The sequence below is a fragment of the Georgenia muralis genome, assembly GCF_003814705.1.
Taxonomy (GTDB): Bacteria; Actinomycetota; Actinomycetes; order Actinomycetales; family Actinomycetaceae; genus Georgenia; species Georgenia muralis.
The window spans coordinates 1,956,690-1,974,874 of record NZ_RKRA01000001.1; the positions used below are offsets into that span (position 1 = coordinate 1,956,690).

The 18,185-nt window shown below is 71.4% G+C and carries 14 protein-coding genes and 3 pseudogenes; 7 read left to right on the forward strand and 10 right to left on the reverse strand.

Annotation, left to right across the window (positions count from 1 at the left end; genetic code table 11):
• Nucleotides 1-36 precede the first annotated feature (36 nt).
• The 3 genes from EDD32_RS08660 to EDD32_RS08670 form a co-directional block, all read right to left on the reverse strand.
• Nucleotides 37-2,835: an ABC transporter permease gene (locus EDD32_RS08660; RefSeq protein ID WP_123916701.1), complete on the reverse strand. Its 2,799-nt coding sequence runs from the start codon at nt 2,833-2,835 to the stop codon at nt 37-39.
• Entirely contained in the window at nt 2,835-3,662 is an 828-nt protein-coding gene (locus tag EDD32_RS08665) for an ABC transporter ATP-binding protein (RefSeq protein WP_123920374.1), read from the reverse strand. The genes EDD32_RS08660 and EDD32_RS08665 overlap by 1 nt, the downstream gene beginning before the upstream one ends.
• A gap of 76 nt (nt 3,663-3,738) precedes the next feature.
• Nucleotides 3,739-4,581 (reverse strand): hypothetical protein, encoded by an 843-nt coding sequence (locus EDD32_RS08670; RefSeq protein WP_123916703.1) that lies wholly within the window; start codon nt 4,579-4,581, stop codon nt 3,739-3,741.
• Between EDD32_RS08670 and EDD32_RS08675 the strand changes: the two genes are divergently transcribed.
• On the forward strand, nt 4,546-4,785 hold the full coding sequence (locus EDD32_RS08675; RefSeq protein ID WP_123916705.1) for a hypothetical protein: 240 nt from the start codon (nt 4,546-4,548) through the stop codon (nt 4,783-4,785). The genes EDD32_RS08670 and EDD32_RS08675 overlap by 36 nt on opposite strands.
• Before the next feature lie 564 nt (nt 4,786-5,349).
• Here EDD32_RS08675 and EDD32_RS08680 read toward each other — a convergent pair.
• Entirely contained in the window at nt 5,350-5,751 is a 402-nt protein-coding gene (locus EDD32_RS08680) for a hypothetical protein (RefSeq protein ID WP_123916707.1), read from the reverse strand.
• 498 nt (nt 5,752-6,249) lie between these two features.
• Here EDD32_RS08680 and EDD32_RS08685 point away from each other — a divergent pair, with 498 nt between their 5' ends.
• Together EDD32_RS08685 and EDD32_RS08690 are read left to right on the forward strand one after the other, a co-directional pair.
• Nucleotides 6,250-6,483, forward strand: coding sequence for a hypothetical protein (locus EDD32_RS08685; RefSeq protein WP_123916709.1), 234 nt, complete (start codon nt 6,250-6,252; stop codon nt 6,481-6,483).
• Nucleotides 6,484-6,488: 5 nt separating this feature from the next.
• Nucleotides 6,489-6,761 carry a hypothetical protein gene (locus EDD32_RS08690; protein WP_123916711.1) on the forward strand — a complete coding sequence of 91 codons (273 nt, stop codon included), beginning with the start codon at nt 6,489-6,491 and terminating at the stop codon, nt 6,759-6,761.
• 292 nt (nt 6,762-7,053) lie between these two features.
• On the opposite strand, the gene mobF is transcribed toward EDD32_RS08690, so the two are convergent.
• Entirely contained in the window at nt 7,054-10,506 is a 3,453-nt protein-coding gene (gene mobF, locus EDD32_RS08695) for a MobF family relaxase (protein WP_342771429.1), read from the reverse strand.
• A gap of 463 nt (nt 10,507-10,969) precedes the next feature.
• On the opposite strand from mobF, the gene EDD32_RS08700 reads away from it, so the two are divergent.
• The gene (locus EDD32_RS08700) at nt 10,970-11,260 is read left to right on the forward strand and encodes an ISAzo13-like element transposase-related protein (protein WP_281274913.1); all 291 of its coding nucleotides are present in this window, start codon (nt 10,970-10,972) and stop codon (nt 11,258-11,260) included.
• A gap of 128 nt (nt 11,261-11,388) precedes the next feature.
• Here EDD32_RS08700 and EDD32_RS08705 read toward each other — a convergent pair.
• From EDD32_RS08705 to EDD32_RS08725, 5 genes and pseudogenes are all read right to left on the reverse strand, one after another.
• A pseudogene (locus EDD32_RS08705) lies at nt 11,389-12,321 on the reverse strand (IS1380 family transposase); the annotation flags it as partial.
• 63 nt (nt 12,322-12,384) lie between these two features.
• Complete coding sequence (locus EDD32_RS08710; RefSeq protein WP_123914197.1) at nt 12,385-13,809, reverse strand: site-specific integrase; 1,425 nt, start codon at nt 13,807-13,809, stop codon at nt 12,385-12,387.
• A 35-nt stretch (nt 13,810-13,844) separates the two neighbouring features.
• A complete protein-coding gene (locus EDD32_RS08715) occupies nt 13,845-14,150 on the reverse strand; it encodes a helix-turn-helix domain-containing protein (RefSeq protein ID WP_123914195.1) in 306 nt (101 codons plus the stop codon).
• Nucleotides 14,140-15,240, reverse strand: a complete 1,101-nt coding sequence (locus tag EDD32_RS08720) for a tyrosine-type recombinase/integrase (RefSeq protein WP_123914193.1) — start codon at nt 15,238-15,240, stop codon at nt 14,140-14,142. The genes EDD32_RS08715 and EDD32_RS08720 overlap by 11 nt, the downstream gene beginning before the upstream one ends.
• A 142-nt stretch (nt 15,241-15,382) precedes the next feature.
• Nucleotides 15,383-15,799, reverse strand: a pseudogene (locus EDD32_RS08725) (transposase); the annotation flags it as partial.
• A 69-nt stretch (nt 15,800-15,868) separates the two neighbouring features.
• Here EDD32_RS08725 and EDD32_RS19125 point away from each other — a divergent pair.
• The 3 genes and pseudogenes from EDD32_RS19125 to EDD32_RS08735 all read left to right on the forward strand — a co-directional run.
• Nucleotides 15,869-16,159 carry a transposase gene (locus EDD32_RS19125; RefSeq protein ID WP_123914217.1) on the forward strand — a complete coding sequence of 97 codons (291 nt, stop codon included), beginning with the start codon at nt 15,869-15,871 and terminating at the stop codon, nt 16,157-16,159.
• Nucleotides 16,156-17,040 (forward strand): IS3 family transposase, encoded by an 885-nt coding sequence (locus EDD32_RS08730; protein ID WP_211338698.1) that lies wholly within the window; start codon nt 16,156-16,158, stop codon nt 17,038-17,040. The genes EDD32_RS19125 and EDD32_RS08730 overlap by 4 nt, the downstream gene beginning before the upstream one ends.
• A gap of 398 nt (nt 17,041-17,438) precedes the next feature.
• A pseudogene (locus EDD32_RS08735) lies at nt 17,439-18,167 on the forward strand (IS110 family transposase); the annotation flags it as partial.
• Nucleotides 18,168-18,185 lie beyond the last annotated feature (18 nt).

Here is an 18,185-nt window from a genome sequence, read left to right on the forward strand (position 1 = left end):
GCAGGTGCGGGGCCGCCGTGATGCGGGCTCCCGAGCTCAGTCGTCGCTGACGGCCTGCAGCACCGGCAGCCGCGCCGCGCGCACCGCCGGCCACAGCGCGGCGACCACCCCGACGGCGCCGGAGAGCAGGATCATCGTGGTGAGCAGGTCCCACGGGACGGCCAGCTCGGTCAGGCCCTGCTCGGCGAAGATGCTCGGCAGGGCCGAGGCGAGGCCCACGCCGACGACGACGCCGAGGATCGTGCCGTAGACCGCGGTCAGCACGGCCTCGACCGTGATCGTCGCGGCGAGCTGGAGCTGGCTGAGCCCCACGGCACGCATGAGCCCGATCTCCCGCGTCCGTTCGATGACGGCCAGCGCCAGGGTGTTGACGATGCCCAGGACGGCGATGATGACGCTGAGGCCGAGCAGCGCGTAGAGGATGACCATGGCCTGGTCGACCTGATCCGCGAGGGAACCGGTGAGCTCCTCCGCGTCCTGGACCGTGAGGACGACGAACGGGTCGACCACCTCGCCGAGGGCCGAGCGCAGGTCCTCGGCGGCCACACCGTCGGCCGCGTCGACGAGGACGGCCATGATGACCGTCTGGCCCCCGGGCACCGCGTCGGCGAAGGGCTGGGCGTCCATGACGAGGGGCACGCCGAGCAGCTGAGAGGCGATGACGGCGCCGACTCGCACCGGCTCGTCGAGCCCGGTCACCTCGAGCTCGTCACCCACCGCCCAGTCACGTGCGACGGCGGCCGTCCGGCTCACGGCCACCTCGCCGTCGGCGAGCCCGGACAGGTCGCCCTCGACGACCTCGACCTCGATCGTCTCCCCGAACGCGTCGGCGGGCAGCCCGACGACCGGGACGGTGTCCGCGGTCCCGTCCGGCCCGGTCACCGTCGCGCGGCCGGTGGAGACGACGTCGGCCCGGCCGGCCTCGGGCAGGGCCGCGATCGCGTCGGCGGCGCCGGGCGGCACGGCGTGGGTGGCCGACTGGACCCAGTAGTCCGCGCGGGACTCGGTGCGCACGATCGAGCTCGTCGAGGCCTGCGCGGACTCGGCGAGGACGGCCGTGGCCCCCACGAGGGCCATCCCGATCATGAGCGCGCCGGCGGTGCTGGCGGTGCGCCGGGGGTTGCGCATGACGTTGCCCCGGGCGAGGCGGCCCACCGGTCGCAGCGCGACGACGACCGGCCAGGCGAGCACGCCGAGCACCAGCCGGGCGATCGCGGGGGAGACCGCCAGGGTGCCCAGGAGGACGGCCCCGGCCCCCACCCCGAGCCACGTGCCGGCCCGGTCCGTACCCTCCTGGACGGACACCACGGTGGCGGCCACCCCCGCGGCGAGCAGGACGGCACCGGCGATCGCGCGCACGTGCAGCGACCGCTCGACCACGGCGACGTCGTCGCGCATCGCCTCGACCGGCGGGGTGACCGCGGCCCGCCGGGCGGGGATCGCCGCGGCCACGAGCGAGACGGCGGTGCCCAGGACGACGACGCCTGCGGCCTGCGCGGGGTCGATGACCACCTGGCCGCCCAGCTCCATGTCCATCGACCCCAGCCACCTGCGCACCACCGCGATGAGCCCGATCCCGCCGGCGATCCCGGCCGCCGAGCCCACGAGCCCGACGACCGCGGCCTGCCCGAGCACAGTGGTCATGACCTGCCCGGGCGAGGCGCCGACGGCGCGCAGGAGCGCGAACTCGCGCTGACGCTGGCGCACCGACATCGCGAACGTGTTGGCGATGATGAAGGCGCCGACGAACAGGGAGATCATCGCGAACACGAGCAGGAACGTCCCGAGGAAGCCGAGCAGCTGGTTGATGGCCTCGTTGGCCTCCTCGCGCACCACGTCGCCCGTCGCGACCTCGACCGGCTCGCCGGCCACCGCCTCCGCGACGGCGTCGGCCAGCTCGTCGGCGTCTACCCCGTCTGCCGCGAAGACCGCCACGGAGGGCACCTCGCCGCCGGGGGCGAAGGCCTCCTCGCCGGTCGCCGGGTCGACGAGGACGAGGGTCGTGCCGGCCATCGGGTTGCCGTAGGTGACCTCGCCGACGACGGTGACGTCGGTGAGGCCACCGGAGCCGACGATGACCTGGGTGGTGTCGCCGATGCTCAGGCCCGAGCTCTCCAGCGCCGTGGTCTCCAGGGCGATCTCCGAGGCGTCACGGGGGGCGCGCCCGGCCACGAGGGTGCCGGAGGGGTCGTCCTCACGCAGCGCGCTGCCGAGGGAGGGTGCCTGGCCGTTGACGACGGCGCGGCCGTCGGCACCGACGAGGACCACCGTGCCCAGCAGGTCCGGCACGGCCTGGTCGACGCCCTCGACCTCCCGCACGACGTCGACGAGCCCGATGTCGACGGCGGTGCGCTGCGGCCCCAGCATCTGCGTGCCGCCGCCCTGGCTGCCGCCGGGCTCCGCCGGGAGCTCGGCGCCGTCCGCGGGCAGTTCGGCGCCGTCGGCGGGGAGCTCGGCGCCGTCCGCGGGCAGGTCCGCGCCGTCGGCGGGCAGGTCCGCGCCGTCGGCGGGCAGCTCAGCACCGGCCGGGAGCGGGGCGTCGGGCAGCTCGCCGTCAGGAACCTCCGCGGAGGAGGCCTCGGCCGCGGTGGTGGCCCCGGTGGTCGGGGAGTCCTCGGCCGTGGCCTCGGCGTCGTCGCCGCCGGCGGACTCCAGCCCGCGGACGTAGACGTCGCCCTGGGTGGTCGACGCGATGATCGAGGAGAAGGTGTCCGAGAGGAGCGCCCGCAGGGAGAACGTGCCGGTGACGAAGGCGATCCCGAGGGTGACGGCGAGGACGCTGAGGACGAAGCGGACGAGGTGGGCGCGGATCTCGCGCAGCGCGACCCGGAGCATCAGCGGGCGGCCGGGACGGCCGCGCCCTCGCGGCGCTGCTCGCGGGCGGACCCCAGGGTCCCGAGGGCGTCGAGGATCGACCCGGCGTCGGGGTCGCGCAGCTCGGCCTCCAGGCGCCCGTCGGCGAGGTAGAGGACCCGGTGGGCGTAGGCGGCCGCCATCGGCTCGTGGGTGACCATGACGACCGACTGGCCGAGCTCCTCGACGCTGCTGCGGAGGAACCCGAGCACCTCCGCGGCGGCGGTGGAGTCCAGGTTCCCGGTGGGCTCGTCGGCGAAGACGACCGACGGTGCGGCGATGAGGGCGCGCGCGCAGGCGACCCGCTGCTGCTGGCCGCCGGAGAGCTCGGTGGGCCGGTGGTGGAGCCGGTCGGTGAGCTCGAGGGTGCGCACGATCGTCTCGAACCGTTCCCGGTCCACCGGGCGCCGTGCGATGTCCAGCGGGAGGGTGATGTTCTCGCGGGCGGTGAGGGTGGGAACGAGGTTGTAGGCCTGGAAGACGAACCCGATCCGGGTTCGCCGCAGCTTGGTGAGCTGGCGCTGGCTCATCCGAGAGATCTCCACGCCGTCGACCTCGATCGACCCGGCCGTGGGGGAGTCCAGGCCCGCCATGCAGTGCATGAGCGTGGACTTGCCCGAGCCCGACGGGCCCATGATGGCGGTGAACTCCCCGCGGGCGAGGTCGACGTCGACGCCGTCGAGCGCGCGCACCTGCGTCTCGCCCGCGCCGTAGACCTTGGTCAGACCACGCGCCGAGGCGATCGCGTCGGTCACGGGCCGGAAGCGGTCAGGACCGACGAGTGTTCTCGGAGCGTCCCCGGGGTGCATCGGGGACGTGAGCCGGGCAGGCGGACCTGCTGTGGGCGCCGAGCCGGTCCGCTCCTGGTCGCGCGTGCCGTCTGCCTCATGTCTGCCCATGGTGAGATTCTCGCCCAGGGCAGGAGCCCCGTCGAACCGCTCCGCCGCCGGCGAACCGTGCATCCGTTCGGGCCGCGGCGGGCGAAGTACCTGACTCCTGTGCTCGCCGGCGCGGTGCACCGCTCAGGACGGCGGCCGCCGCCGCCCGGCACGGCCGGAGCCGTCCCGGGCGGTCCGCCTCGCTCAGGCAGTCCGCCGGCGTGAGGACGACGTCGTTCGTGACGTCGTCGAGGGTGAAGACGAAGTCGGCCTCGGCAGTCGCGGAGTGCCGCTCGGCCTCGTGACCGTCGCCGTCCTCGCCCTCGTGGCCGCCGGAGCCCCCCTGGCCGCCGGAACCGCCCTGGCCGCCGTCGTGGCCGTCGTCGACGAGCGTCACGACCGCGTCCTCGTGCCCGCCGTCGTGGCCGCCGCCGCCGTGGCCGTCGTCGACGAGCGTCACGACCGCGTCCTCGTGGCCGCCGCCGCCGTGGCCGGTCTCCCCGCGGCTCATCACCCAGGTGACCGTCACGGTGTTGGTGCCCGCGAGGACGCCGGGGTCGGCGAGGTCGGGTGAGCCGTCGAAGGCGCACTCGTAGGGCAGCTCCCAGGTCGTGGCCGTGGGGATCTCGAGCTCGCGGTCGCCGACCGGTACGCCGTCGGCGTCGTAGATGGTGCAGGTCCCGCCGACGTCCGTGGTGTCGGTGACCGTCACGGCCCCGACCGGACGGAAGTCGTTCGGGTTGGTAGCGCTGATGACCCCGGTGACCGACCAGCCGTCGTCGACGTGCCCGGCGGGCGCCGCGGTGACGGTGTAGTGGAACTCGGCGTCGCCGTCACCGTCGAGGGTCACCGAGTCGACGTCGTCGACGTCCTTGGTGATCTCCCACAGGTAGGTGCGGTCGAACGTGGCCTCGGCGGTCTTGTCGACCTGGAGCCCGCGACCCCGGCAGACCGTGGCGACGGCGTCGTCGGCGACCGTGGCAGCTCATCCAGCCACGCGGTGTTCCTGAACTCGATACAGGTGCCCGGCTTCCCGGGGAAGGTGAGCTTGTAGCCGAAGGTCTCGACCAGACCCTCCGCCCAGGTGCGCACCCCGAGGGTCTGCGGGACCCCGGCGAAGGGGAGGTCGACCGCGCTGGTGAGCACGCCGCCGTCGTCCCGGACGGTGACGGTCTCGTACGCGGCCGTCTCGGACCACATGTCCTCGGCGATCGTGACGGAACCGGACGCGGTCCCGGTCGGGGTGCGGTACGCCTGGGCATCCAGCTGGCCGGCGCGGTGTTGGTGCCGGCGGCAGGGCCGGTCACCGTGCAGCCGTAGTCGAGCGTCAGCGAGCTCTCGGCCGGCACGGTCGCACCCTTGCCGCGGGTGACGGAGCAGGTCGCGCCCGGGAGGTCCGTGGGGTCGCTGACGTCCGCGACGACGTCCCACGCGTTGGGGTTCGTCACGGTGATGTCGCCGCCCATCGTCCACAGGTCGGCGTCGGCGACGGCCGAGACGGTGACCTCGTAGGCGAACGTGGCGACGTGGTCGGGGCCGGCGCCCTGACGGTCAGGAGGAAGGACGGCCTTCTCGAGCGACCAGCCGTAGCTGGGCGTCAGGGCATCGAGGGTCTTCGTCACGGTGAGGTCGGCGCCCTCGTGCCCCTCGTGCGAGCCCGACGGGCGGCCGCGGCTGGATCGCCGAGGTCTGTGGCCCCGACCGGTCCGGCGTCCGACGCCGGCCCGGCCGGGTCCGGCACCGGCTCCGTGGTCAGCACAGGTTCGGTGTCGGTGAGGGGCGCCTTCCCGGCGACCGGCTCTGCGGGGACCGGAGCGGGCTCAGGGACGACGGCCTCGGGCGCCATGGGCTCGGGTGCGATCGTCTCGGGCACGGCGGGCTCGGGTGCGACGGCCTCGGGGGCGGGCTCCGGTGCGACCACCTCGGCGACCTCGGCCGTGGCACTCTCAGGCGGCTCCGCGGGTGGGGCCGACATGCGCGTGAGGGCCACGACCACGGCCCCGGCGGAGAGGACGGTCACCGCTCTGCGGCGCCACCGTCGACCCGCTCCACTCGTTCTGGCGTGCCTGACGGTCTCCATGCCGCACACGCCCGCCCGCCCTGGGGCACCGACGCTGCGGGGCCCAACCTGGGAAGAAGTCGCCCCGCTGACCACATCGTCGCGCCAGGGGGCGCGGCAGAAGTGGCCGTGCGGCAAAGTGGCGGAACGGAAGAGTGGCCGCGCGACGACGGAAGAAGCCGCGGACCTCGCGGTCCGCGGCTTCTTCCTCGGGTGGCTCCGACCGGCGTCGATCCGGTGACCTTTCGATTTTCAGTTTGCTCAGGGCATTTTCGGCACTGTATCTATGGTTGCGATCCGCAGAATCCTGCGGTTCCTGGCGGTCAGTGTCAGTTGGTCTCAGGTGCTTCTCGCGAATTTTATGGCACAAATATGGCACAGACTTCCGCGCCTTCGACGCCCGAATGTCGATCGCCGCGCTGGCTTGACAAGGGAACTTGCAACAAGTAATCTTGCGAAGTGGAGTCCGAACCGATCATCCTCGCCACCGCCCACCGGCACGGTGTCTCGGATGCGGCGATGCTCCATGCGCTCCGTTTCCCGGTCCGTCATTTCGTCCAGGACGACACGATGACCATGTTCATCGGCCCCGATGAGACCGGCATCCTCGTGGAAGTCGGCGTGATCGAGTGGCACGGTGTCATCGCAATTGCCCACGCCATACGCCCGGCCCGACCCAAGTATCTGAGGTGAACACCATGGCTCGACGCTCCGTTGCAGACATCAAGGCTCGTGCTGACGAGTTCGCCGACGCTTTCGAGAACTACGATCCCAAGCTCGGCGACCAGGATGCCCCTGTTCCGCCCGTGATGGCGGTCAAGCTCGCCGCCTGGCGGCGCGACGCCGCCGAACGCGAACTCGCCGACGCGGTGCGGGCGGCGCGTGATCAGCGGCTCTCCTGGCGTGAGGTCGGCGAGGCGATCGGCACCAGCGGCGAGGCCGCCCGTCAACGCTACGGCACCAGCGCCTAATGGCGATCGTGTGCATGGAGTGCGACGATCGGCCTCGTCGCCTGGTCGCCTGAGCAACAACGTTCTGAGAGTTCGCAGAGGAGTGTGTACACATGGGCACCGGTAATGACGACGGGCTTCCGTTCGGTATGCGATCGGGGATCAACCAGAACGTGATGCAGCCGAGCTTTCGAGACGGACCTCAGCGGAAACCGAGGCGTCTGTGGCCGATTGCAGTGTCGATCCTGATAGCGCTCGCCACCATCGCGGCACTGATCACCTGGAATGTCCTGCGGTAGAGCCCGAGCCCGTCTCACGCGCTCGGAGTGAAGTTGCGCCCGGGGTCGGGCCGACGTGTGGGGGACGGTGAGTGTCGGCGGCCGGCGTGGGCCGTTCGTGCCTTCAGCGCGGCCTCGGCGAGCCTCTCGGCCATGGTGCGCGTCGCGTTCTGCCGGATGAGCTGCTCGGCGTCGACGACGGGGAGGGCCTCGATCTCCGCCAGGCTGCGGCGCGCCTGATGGGCGTGACGGCGCAGCTCGGTGGCCCGCGCTTCGAGGGGGCCGGGCATGCGGCCGCAGCCGATGTCTTGCCACAAGGCTGCAAAGGCGGCGGCGTGGCTCATCGCGAGTTCCTGCTCACTGAGGTGGGCGTGGTCGGCAGCCTTCTTCGCCTTGATCACCCGAGGGTCGGCGTCGACCCGGCGCCGAGCAGCGGCGTTGGTCCAGGCCGGGAGATGTGTCGTCGTCAGCGGGGTGTCACCCCACCTCTGGCTGACCGCGTGCCGCACCGCGGCATGCGCCTGCGTGGCCTCCTGCGCGAGGCGGGTGGAGGTCCGCCGTCCGAACCGGCCGGACCCGGCGAGGGCACGGTTCGCCTGCCACATGCGTTCTTGTTCGGTCAGGTAGCCGGCGCCGTCGGCGGCGGCTTGCTCGATCAGTGGTGCGGCGACGTCGGCCCGCACGGCCTCGAGGTGGGTGTCGGCGGCGGCGACGATCTGGGCCTGCCGTGCGTGCTCGGTGTGGTGGGCGACGGACTGTCGGGCGAGGGCATCCATGGCGCGCTCCAGCCGAGCCGCCTCGCCGTCGGCGGTCGCGACCAACTCCCGCAGCCGGGCCCGTTCGGCGTTCACCACCGCGAGGCCCAGTGGGGCCAGGCCGCTGACGGCGGCTCGTGCGGCGCGGGTGGCGTCGGTGAGGCCGCGGTCGGCAGGGTCGCGTTGCAGCGCGGCGGTGAACTGTTGCCGGGCGTCGTCGAGGTCGGTGGCGACGGTGTGGAGGAGGTTGTGGGTGCGGCCGCGGGTCATGCCGACGTAGACCCCGGCGGCATCGAGCGCGTCCGACAGCACGGTGTGCGAGTGGTCCACGGTGATTCCCTGGATCCCGTAGGCGGTGGTGGCGTAGGCCAGGTGGGCGTGTTCGGTGAGGTACTCGGCGGGCAGCCGCAGGGTGCGCTCGTGCCGGCGCCCGTCCCGGTGCTCGGCGACCCAGGCGGTGCCGTCGTCGCCGATGTGCTGGACGGTCCAGGTCTGGCGGTTGGCGACCCCGAGGGTGTGGTCGTTGCGGCGGGTCTGGATGAGGTCACCGGCGCCGATCGGCAACCCGTCGGCCCCGGATGCGGTGCGCGAATCGTCTACCAAGCCCGCTGTTACGCGCGCGTCGCGGATGCGCTCGTTGAGGTCGCGGGCTTCTTCGTTAGTAGCGGTCGTGATCGCCTCCCCGTCCCGGGCCGTCCTGGCGATGGCCTCGTGCAGGGCGTCGTTACTCTCGTGGATGCGGACCAGCCTGAGGGCGTGCAGCCGGTCGAAGAGCGCTGCGGGGTGGTGACCGGCGCGCATCTGCACGGTCAGGTCTGCGAAGGTGGGGTCGTTGAAGCGGTGCACGGTGCCCATGTCGTACGTGCTGCCGACCAGGTGGGCGGCGACGTCGAGCACGCCGCCTCTGCCGACGGCGGGTAGCTGGGCGCGGTCACCGACCAGGGCGAGGGTGGCGCCGGCCTCGTCGGCGATGGTCAGCAGGCCCAGGGCGGTGTCCTGGTCGAGCATCCCGGCCTCGTCCACCACGATCCGCTCGCCCCGCCGCAGGCGCGCCGCCGGCGGTGGCCCGTGGTAAGTGACGCCGGTCTCCGGGTCGGGCTGGCCCACGGCGAGGCGGGTCCAAAGGCCGTCGGTGTTCCACCGCCACCCGTGGGCGTGGACGAGCTTGGCCACGCTGTCGGCCGGGACGTCAAGCTCCCGGGCAGCGACGGCGGCGGCCTTCTTGGTCGGCGTCACGATGCGGGTCGCGCGCCCGTGTGCGGCGGCCGCGCGGATCGCGGCGCCGAGCATGGTGGTCTTACCCGCCCCGGCCGCCCCCTCCACCACCACCAGCGGGGCATCGGAGGCGACCGCGCCGGCCGCCCAGACCTGCTCCGGGTCCAACCCGGGCTCCTCCGTCATGCGCGTTATGTGGGGCTGGGAGGCGCCGGCGGGGGAGCGGGCGGCCAGGAGGTCGCGCACGTGGGTCTCGACCGCGATGACGTGCAGGTTCGTCAGGTGCGGCACATGTTCCGGGGCCGCGGCGCCGGGCGGGAGCACCGAGAGGCAGTCCTGGAGGGCGAGGCGGGTGGTGATCGTGATCAGGTCGACCAGCGCCTGCGGGGTGGCCCGGACCCCGGCCTCGGTGATCAGGCGGGTGACGTGCTCCTGGACCGTGTGGGCCGTCCAGGTCGAGGCAGCGGCCGCGCACCGGTCCAGTGCCCGGTTGGCCAGCTGCTGGACGCTCAGGTTGTCGGGCGCCACGACCGCCGGGCGAGGCAGGTGGCGTGGTAGGTCGGGGGAGTAGCCGGCCGCGTCGAGCTCGCGCCGCCAGCCCGCCTCGCTGCCGAGGCGTGTCGGCTTCTTGTTCGGGCGGTGGTGCTCCCACGCCGCCGCCTGCAACCGGGCGCGGACAACCGGGTCGGGCGCCTGGCCGGGGTGGGCTGCCTCCCACCGTGCCGTGAACGCCGCCAGGTTTCGCGTCACCTGGGTGGCGCGTTTGCTCAGCACCGCGTTGAACGGTTCCAGCTCGACCACCTCGCCGGAGACCGGATCCAGGGTCAGGCCGTGGGCGTCGAGCGCCGCGGCCAGGTGGGGGTGGGCGGCCAGGACTGCGGTGCCCAGGGCGCGGATCGCGCCTTGCTGGCGGAACAGGGCCGCGGTGTCCAGCCCGCGCCAGGCCCCTGCCGCCCAGACTCGTGTGCCGATCTGGAGGTGGATGTGCCGGTGCGGGTCACCGGCCCGGGAGGTCCGGTGAGAGATCGCCACCGTCTGCAACTGCTCGACCGGCACGACCTCCTGGCGTCCCCGTGGGCCGACGCGGGTGACCGAGTGCTGCCCGAGCCAGGCGCGGATCATGTCCGCGGCGTCGCGCTGGGCGGCATCGAGCGCCGCCGACACCTCCGGGTGCAGCGCTGCGGCGATCGAGAGGGACTTCGGTGTGTTCACCACCATCTCCGCGAACCGTGGCGACCCCTGCCGATCAGCGCCGGCCTGGCGGGCCCGGCCCATCGGCTCCCGACTGACGGGGTCGACCCAGTCGACCCAGCCTGCGTACTCAGTCGGCGCCAGCGCTCGATGGACCATCACCCGGCCGCTGGCGTCGACCATGGACAGCTCGGCGCGGGCGGCGCCGGCCTCCAGGTAATACTCATCCGCCTGCGACCGGTCCGCTTCGAGGTAGCGACGCGCGGCAGTTCCAGTCCCTCGGAACAGGATCACCCCGCCGCGCACGCCGCCTCCCTCGGGCCGCACGTGTACTTGCAACTACCGAAGGTAGCATACGTCCATTCTTGGCCCGGGCTCTGGTCTGGCAGACACGCGAGCGCCAAGGAGGCTCGCTGCCATGGCGTGTCTCGCAATCACTCAGCGAGAACGAAGACTCCGTCGTGATCGCCCAAGTCCAAGAAGACATTGGGATCGCTGAAGACCTACATCGACGAGGGGCCGCGTCGCGGTATGGGACCGACGTGCCAGTCCGCGAAGCGGTGGAGGAGCTCGAGGTCGGCGTTGCTGCTGGGATCGAGGCCACCGAGCTAGCCGTGGTGGGATCGCCGCGATCGAGGCGGCCACCGGGGTGCACCCGGACACCGTCGCCCGTGGGGTGCCGGAGATCGCCGGTGAGCCGGAGCCGGAGCCCCGGCTCCGACCGCCGGGCGGCGGCCGCAAACAGTTGTCCGAGACCGACTCCGGAGATCCTGGTGCAGCTGAAAGGCGTGTGGACCCCGGTCACCCGGGGGATCCGATGTCGCCGCTGGTGTGGACGACGAGGCCCACCAGGAAGCTGGCCGCTGCACTGACCGAGGCCGGGCAACCGGTCTCGGACCGGACCGTGGCGCGGATGCTGCGGGACCTGGGGTTCAGCCTGCAGGGCAACGCCAAGGTCTTCGAGGGCGCCGACGGCGACATCCAGTCCGGCTACCTGGCCGGGAAGGGAGCCCACCACCTCGCCGCCGGGCAGTCGGTGATCTCGGTGGACACTAACCTCGGTCTTTCACGCGGCCGGTGAACGGAACTCTGATTGGTGATCTTGAGCAGATCGGGCCTTCACGGCGGAGGCTGGGCATAGCGAGGGCCCGGCTGTCGCACCGGGTGGTCGGGTTCCGAGGTCCTTGGTCGTCGGGGCAGGGCCGTCGGTCAGCCGAGGGCGGTACGTATCCGGCTCCAGCCGGTGGCGATCTCGGTGGCCCAGCGCCAGGTCTTGTCGATCCGCAGATGGACTTGTCGGGCGGCTCGAGTGATGCGGGCGGCGACGTGTAGGACGCGGTAGCGGAAGGCCTGGATCTCGCAGCGTGCGAGGGCGGGGTTGTCGGCGAAGGCAATGAGCTTGGTCCAGGCGATCAGGTCGGTGGCCATCAGGACGACCTCGAGCCATGCCTGGTTCTCGTTGAAGGCTCGGCACGGCAGGTTTCGAAGTCCGGTGGCCTTGGCCTGGCGGATCCGGTCCTCGACGCGGGCGTGCTGACGGTGGCGCAGCTCGAGCCCGGCGATCTGCCCCGGGATGATCCCGGGCGCGGTGTCGGTCAAGAATGCGGTGATCCGCATGCCGTCGACATCGGTGAAGCTCAGCTGCGCGCCGGGATGAGGGCGTTCCTTGCGCAGGATCAACCGCGACCCGGCCGGCCACCGGCCGAGGTCGATGTTGTCGGTGGCCTCGGCGACCCAGGCGCCCTCGCGTATCCCGTCGGTCTCGATCGCCGGGTACCACGCACTCTCCGGGATGGCGTCGACGATGTCCTTGATGCGAAAGTCGACTGGGAACCCGAAGGAGAACCCCACCCCGGCCTTGCGGCACGCGGCGGCGAAGGTGTGCGTGGCGCCGGCGGAGTCCGAGCGGGCCAGCACCCGCGGGCCATCGGTCTTCCCGGGCCGGGGCCGGGCGTTCGCCGGCAGCGCCTGAAGTGCCATGGTCAAGACGGTGACGTGGTCCGCGGCGGTGTTCGACCCGGCGTTACCGGCCCGGAGCAGCCCGGCCAGGGCCTCCCCGCCGGCGATCTCCGGGCGATCGAGGAACGCCAGCAATGGATGGAACCCGAACGTGCGCTTCCACGTCGCGGCCGCGTTCTCCTTCTCAAACTCGCACAGGTTCCGCGCAAGGTGTGCAAGGTGGCGCCTGCAGCGCCCGGGTTCGCCTCAGCGTCCGGGCGCGGTGGGCCGGAGTCGGTCGCGGTCGACGTTGTCGGCGAGGTATCGCACGAGCCCGGTGTCGTGCATGCCCAGCACGGTGGCGGTGAGCTTGGGGTCGAGGTCGGTGACGAGCTGGGTGAGGCGGGTCTGGCGGCAGAGGGCGGGGCTGGTGCCGGCTGGTGCGAGCAGCCGCGCGAGGTAGGTCTGGTGAACGGGTGTGGCTCTGCTTTGGGTGACCCGGCTGACGATGAGGTGAGGGTTCAGGGTTCCGGTCGCCTCCCGCTCGCGGCGGCATGCCTGGATCGCGGCCCAGGTCGCGGGGTCCATCGGTGCCGGGGCGGGGCGACCGTGGAGGGTCAGCGCCTGCCGTGCGTGATCGACCTCGGCAAGAGTGAGCGTGCGGATCTGGGCGTTGGTGGCGGCGTGCAGGAGGGCGAGAAGACCGACGAGTCGCTCCCGGGCCGGGGTGGTGTCCGTGGTCCAGCGGCGGAACAGGGCGCGCTGGGTCGCCAGATCCAGCACGATGCCGGTGAAGGCCGGTTGGGCGCCGAGGGCCAGTGCGCGGGCGGGGTTGGCCAGGACGAGCCGACGACCTTTGGCCCAGGCGAAGAAGCGCCGCAGGACGTAGGTCTGCTGGTGCCGGGCGGCGGGGCTGCGGGCGAGGAAGCGTTCGAGGTCGGCGGTGGTCACCTCGGCCCATCCGGTGACCGGGCGGTTCGCGCCGATGTCGGCGGCGAGATCGCGCAGGATGCGCAGTCGGGTCGCGAGGGTGATGTCGCTGAGGGTCCGTCTTCCGGTGCGGGTGCGGCGGTCCTGCTCGCTGACCTGGACGTCGTTGAACTGCGCCACGGCCTGGCCCAGCGGGGCGGGGACGGCGTCGAGGTACCGCTGGCGCGCGAGGGCGGCGCGCTCTCGGGTGTCTGACCGCGCGAGGATCAATCCCTGGCTGGTGAAGAACGCGGTCAGGACCCGTTCGGTCGTGGGACTGATCGGCGCGCCGGCCGCGCGGCGGAGCTGGTGTGGCGTCGTTGCCGGGTTGGCGGTCAAGGCCCGTCCGGTCTCGCGCAGGACCGCCATGGTCCCGCTGGGGTGGTGGCGGGCGGCGGCGAACTCGACGAGCAGGTTCCACCACGGCGGGGGTGATGGCAGCCGTTTGGCCAGGGATGCGGCGTATCGAAACGGGCGCCCCGGGTCGGCGAGCGAGCAGCGGTTGCACAGGCCGTGCCCGGCGTTGCGTCGTTGCTGGCCGCAGTGCCGGCAGGTGATGGTCTTGGGCGGCTTGCGCGGCGCCGCGGCGCGGCGGCAGCCCGCGCAGCGTCCGTCGTCCTGGAGGTGACGTGAGCGCCCGCACTGGACGCAGGCCCGCCGCAGTGCGGCGCGCTCGGCGCGGCGGTGGCAGACGTGGCAGCGGTCCCGATCCTTGAACTTCACCGGTGCCGGGCAGTCGCGACACGTGCGGTAGCGGCTCAAAGCGGCGGCATCGAGCGGCCGCGGGCGACCTTCGGCTCGTCCTTGGCCCGGGCCGGCTTCACCGCCTGCGTCACCGGGGTGGTGTCGACCTCGATCAGGTCGTTGGGGGTGCACTCCAGCGCGGTGCAGAGCGCGGCAAGGGTGTCGAGCTTGACCTGGCTGGGCTGCTTGGCGAACAGGGCCGATACCGACGCCGAGGACAGCTCGAGGCCCGCGCGTTCGGCCAGGAGCCGGCGCAGCTGTGCCGCGGTCCAGACTTCCCGCTGGGCCGCGGCCATCCGCAGCCGCCACCTAATCTCCATCTCGCACTCCTCCCAGCTCGGCCAGCGTTCCCGAGACCGCCCGTCGGTAGGCGTCTTCGATGAACGTGGCCGAGGGTGTCACGTACCGCATCGTCGTCCCCACGTGCCAGTGGCCGAGCATCTGCTGGATGGCGACGAGGTCGACCCCACGTTCGTAGTTGCGGGTCGCGCAGGCGTGGCGCAGCGTGTGTGGGCTGAACCCGACCAGGGGCGCCGCGCCTGGGCGGTCTTCGCCGCGGGCGGCCTGCTCGAGCACGAGCAGGTAGGCCAACCGGTTGCGGATGGTGCCCCGGCTGATCCGTCCGCCGCCCTCGTCACAGAACAGTGCCGGCCCCTCGCCCAGCCGAGGGGCGATCTCTTCCAAATACCACCTCAGGATGAGGTCGAGCCCGTCGAGCATGGGGACCCACCGGGGTCGGGGGCCGGAGGTCTTGGCTCCCTTGCCGAAGCGGACGTGAACCTTGCCGAACGGGCCGCGACCGAAGTGCACGTCTGCCCGATCGAGTGATGCGGTCTCCTCTGCCCGCAGCCCGGCGAGGTAGAGCGTGCGGAACAAGGCGTAGTCGCGTCCGGCGACCGCGTACTTACGCGCCCCGGCGATGCGCTGCTTGAGGAAGTCGAAGAACTCCTCCATCCGTTCATCATCGGGCGGGGCGATCGCCGACGGGGAGGAGGAGTCGACATGGCGTGCCGCGTTGAAGTCGTCGACCGGGTCGACCAGCCGGACACCGAAGACGGTTTCGATCTCGCCGGCCTTGCGGGCGGACAAGAACGCGTGGAATCCCTTGAACGCCTGGACATATCCCCGCCGCGTCGCAGCCGACAGGCCCTGCTCGACAAGCCCGGCAACGACCCGGTCGACATCCTCGGCGGTGACTTCCCACGCGGGTCGGTCGCACGCGGTGAGGAAGCGGTCGAGCACCCCAGCGTTGTTCTCCATCGTGGTCTGAGCGAACCCTCGCACCGCCTGGGAAGTCTTGAACGCCTCCACACACGAGTCCTGGAACGCCACCGGGTCCGCCGCCGGCGCGTCGATGACCGCCGCGGGGCCGGCGCCGCCCTGAACCAGACGCAACCCGTCGACGGCCACGCACACCTTCTTCCCGGCTTATATCTGAAGGCACTACCTTACCTATGTAAGTACCGCCTGAAGTACCGCGACACGACAAACGGGCCATGTCCCCAGGTCACAGGCGAGATCCCGCCTACGAACCTGTGCCCATGCCAGTTCTGTGGGCGATCGTGATCGTGGCGTCGAAGTCGATGCACAGCTCACCGTCCAGGTCCGGCCCTGCGCCGGCCGCCCACGCCTTCTCCCGGGCCACCGCCCTCGCGGCGCGCACCGCGCCGAGGTGGTCGGCGTCGACCCGATCCAGCACCCGCCAGGCGGTCGACATCGAGGCAACCGGGCCGAACACGTCCTGCCGGTCGCCCAGAACCGCGATGCCGGTGATCGCGTCCGCGCCGTCGGCGACCGCGACCGCGACGTCGGTCAGGACCCGCCCCGGTGCGTGGACCGGCACCCCGCGGTAGGTGTCCGCCAGCGCGTCGTCGAGCGCCTCGACCAGACCGGTGTACCCGGCCAGCTCCCGCAGCATCCCCAGCCCGGCGTGGGACACGACGCCCTCACCGTCCGCGCTGACCTTCAACTGGACCGTTCCCGGTTAAGTGGACAGTGGGGTCCGTAACGCGAGTTCCCTGAACGAAGGGAGTCGACCGTGGGATCAACCCGTCGCAGCTTTACCCCGGAGTACAAGGCCAACGCTGTTAGTTTGGTCCTGAATGATGGCCGAGCGATCGCCGAGGTGGCGCGGAGCATCGGCGTCCATGAGATGACATTGGGGAAATGGGTGAAGAAGGCCCGGGACGAGGGGAAAGAGCCCGAGCGTCCGTTGAACGAGGACGAGCGGGCCGAGCTCGAGCGCCTGCGCGAGGAGAACAAGCGGCTGCGCATGGAGGCGGAGTTCGCAAAAAAAGTGGCGACCTGGTTCGCGAAAGACCAGCGGTGAAGTTTGCTGCGATCGCGGACTGGGCTGACTCGAATGCGTTCCCGGTGTCGTTCATGTGCGACCAGCTCGGGGTGTCGACCTCGGGGTACTACAAGTGGCGCGGCAAGGCCCCCTCGGCCCGTGAGGTCGCCGACGCCGAGCTGATCGAGTTGATCAAGCACCACTACGACCACCTCAACGGCCGGCCGGGGGTGCGGCGCCTGCGCGCCCACCTGGCGGCCGCCGGCCACAAGGTCTCCCACAAGCGGGTCTGGCGGCTGATGCGCGCCGCGGGCCTGAAGGGCCGCCATCCCAAGGCCTGGAAGCGCACCACGGTGCCCGGCGAGAACCCCGTGGGCGCCCCGGACCTGATCGGCCGGGATTTCACCGCCGCCGAGCCGAACACCCGCTGGTGCGGGGACATCACCTACGTGCGCACCTGGGACGGGTGGGCCTACCTGGCCACCGTCATCGACTTGCACTCGCGCATGGTCATCGGCTGGGCCCTCGCGGACCACATGCGCACCGAGCTGGTCACCGATGCCCTGGAGATGGCCATCGCTCACCGCCGCCCACCCAAGGGGGTGATCTTTCACAGCGACCGCGGCACGCAATACACGTCCAAGGATTTCGACAAATTCTGCCGGCGTCACCATGTCCGCCGCTCGCTGGGCCGGACCGGTATCTGCTATGACAATGCCGTCGCGGAATCATTCTTCGCGACCTACAAGAAGGAACTTATCCACACCCGCCCCTGGCCGGCCATCACTGACCTGAAGAAGGCCACGTTCACCTGGATCGAGGAGTACTACAACCGCGCCCGACGCCACTCCACCCTCGGGTATTTGACACCAGCAGAGTATGAACTAGGATTACGACACATCAACGAACTCGCGGCGTAATTCCCCGAGTCCACTTTTTCGGGAACACTCCAAACCGACGAACCGACCCGATACGCTTCACCTTGGAAGTGCCCTCTCGCGGGACTACTTGGAACCTCAACAAGCCCAAGTTTTCCGCACCAGACGGGCACTTCCGTCTATCTACCGGCCCGTGTCGCCACCCCCGCGTGAAACGCCGAGGCTAAGCCTCGATCCGTAAGTTCTTGGGTGGCCCGGGAGGGCTGGGTGTGGCTGAGCCTTGATCGCCCGTTGATGGCTCCGATGGATTGGCCGCCCGGTTCCTCCTGGGGCGCCTTGACTGCTGATTGAGATGCGCGTCCTGGTCGCTGTTTACGGATCTGTCGGCGGGGTGTTCCTTCGGGCCATGGCAATCGCTCGTGTGCTCGAAGGAGGAGTTGATGAAGCAACGGATCGCGCTCGGGTGGGCTGGTGTCGACGTCGGTAAGGGTCATCACTGGATCTGCCTGATCGACGAGGCCGGCACCACAGTCTGGTCGACGAAGGTGGTCAACGACGAGGCCGCCATCCTCGACGCGATCGCCGGCGTCCTTGGCCACGCCGACGAGGTCGTCTGGGGAGTAGACGTCACCGGGACCATGTCGGGACTGCTGCTGGCACTGCTGGCAGCCCACGGTCAGCGGGTGAGATACGTCCCCGGCCGCACGGTGAACCAGATGGCCAGCGCCTACCGCGGTGAGGCCAAGACCGACGCCCGCGATGCCTACGTCATCGCCGAGACCCTTCGACACCGCGGCGATCTACAGGACGTCGAGGTCGCCACCGCGCTGGTGACCGAGCTGCGGCTACTGGTGACCCACCGCACCGACCTGGTCGGTGACCGGGTCCGCGTGGTCAACCGGCTCCGCGACGTGCTCAGCGGCTACTTCCCTGCGCTGGAGCGGTCCTTCGACTACGCCCATAGCCGGGGTGCGTTGGTCCTGCTGACGGGCTACCAGACGCCGCAGGCGATCCGCCGGACGGGTGAGTCGCGGTTGCGGGCATGGCTGGTCAAGCGGAAGGTGCGCAGCGCCGACCAGATCGCTGCAGCTGCGCTCGGTGCGGCCAAGGCCCAGCAGACCGTCGTGCCCGGGCAGGATGTGGCGGCCAGCATCGTGGCCGACCTCGCCGCTCAGCCCTGATCCACC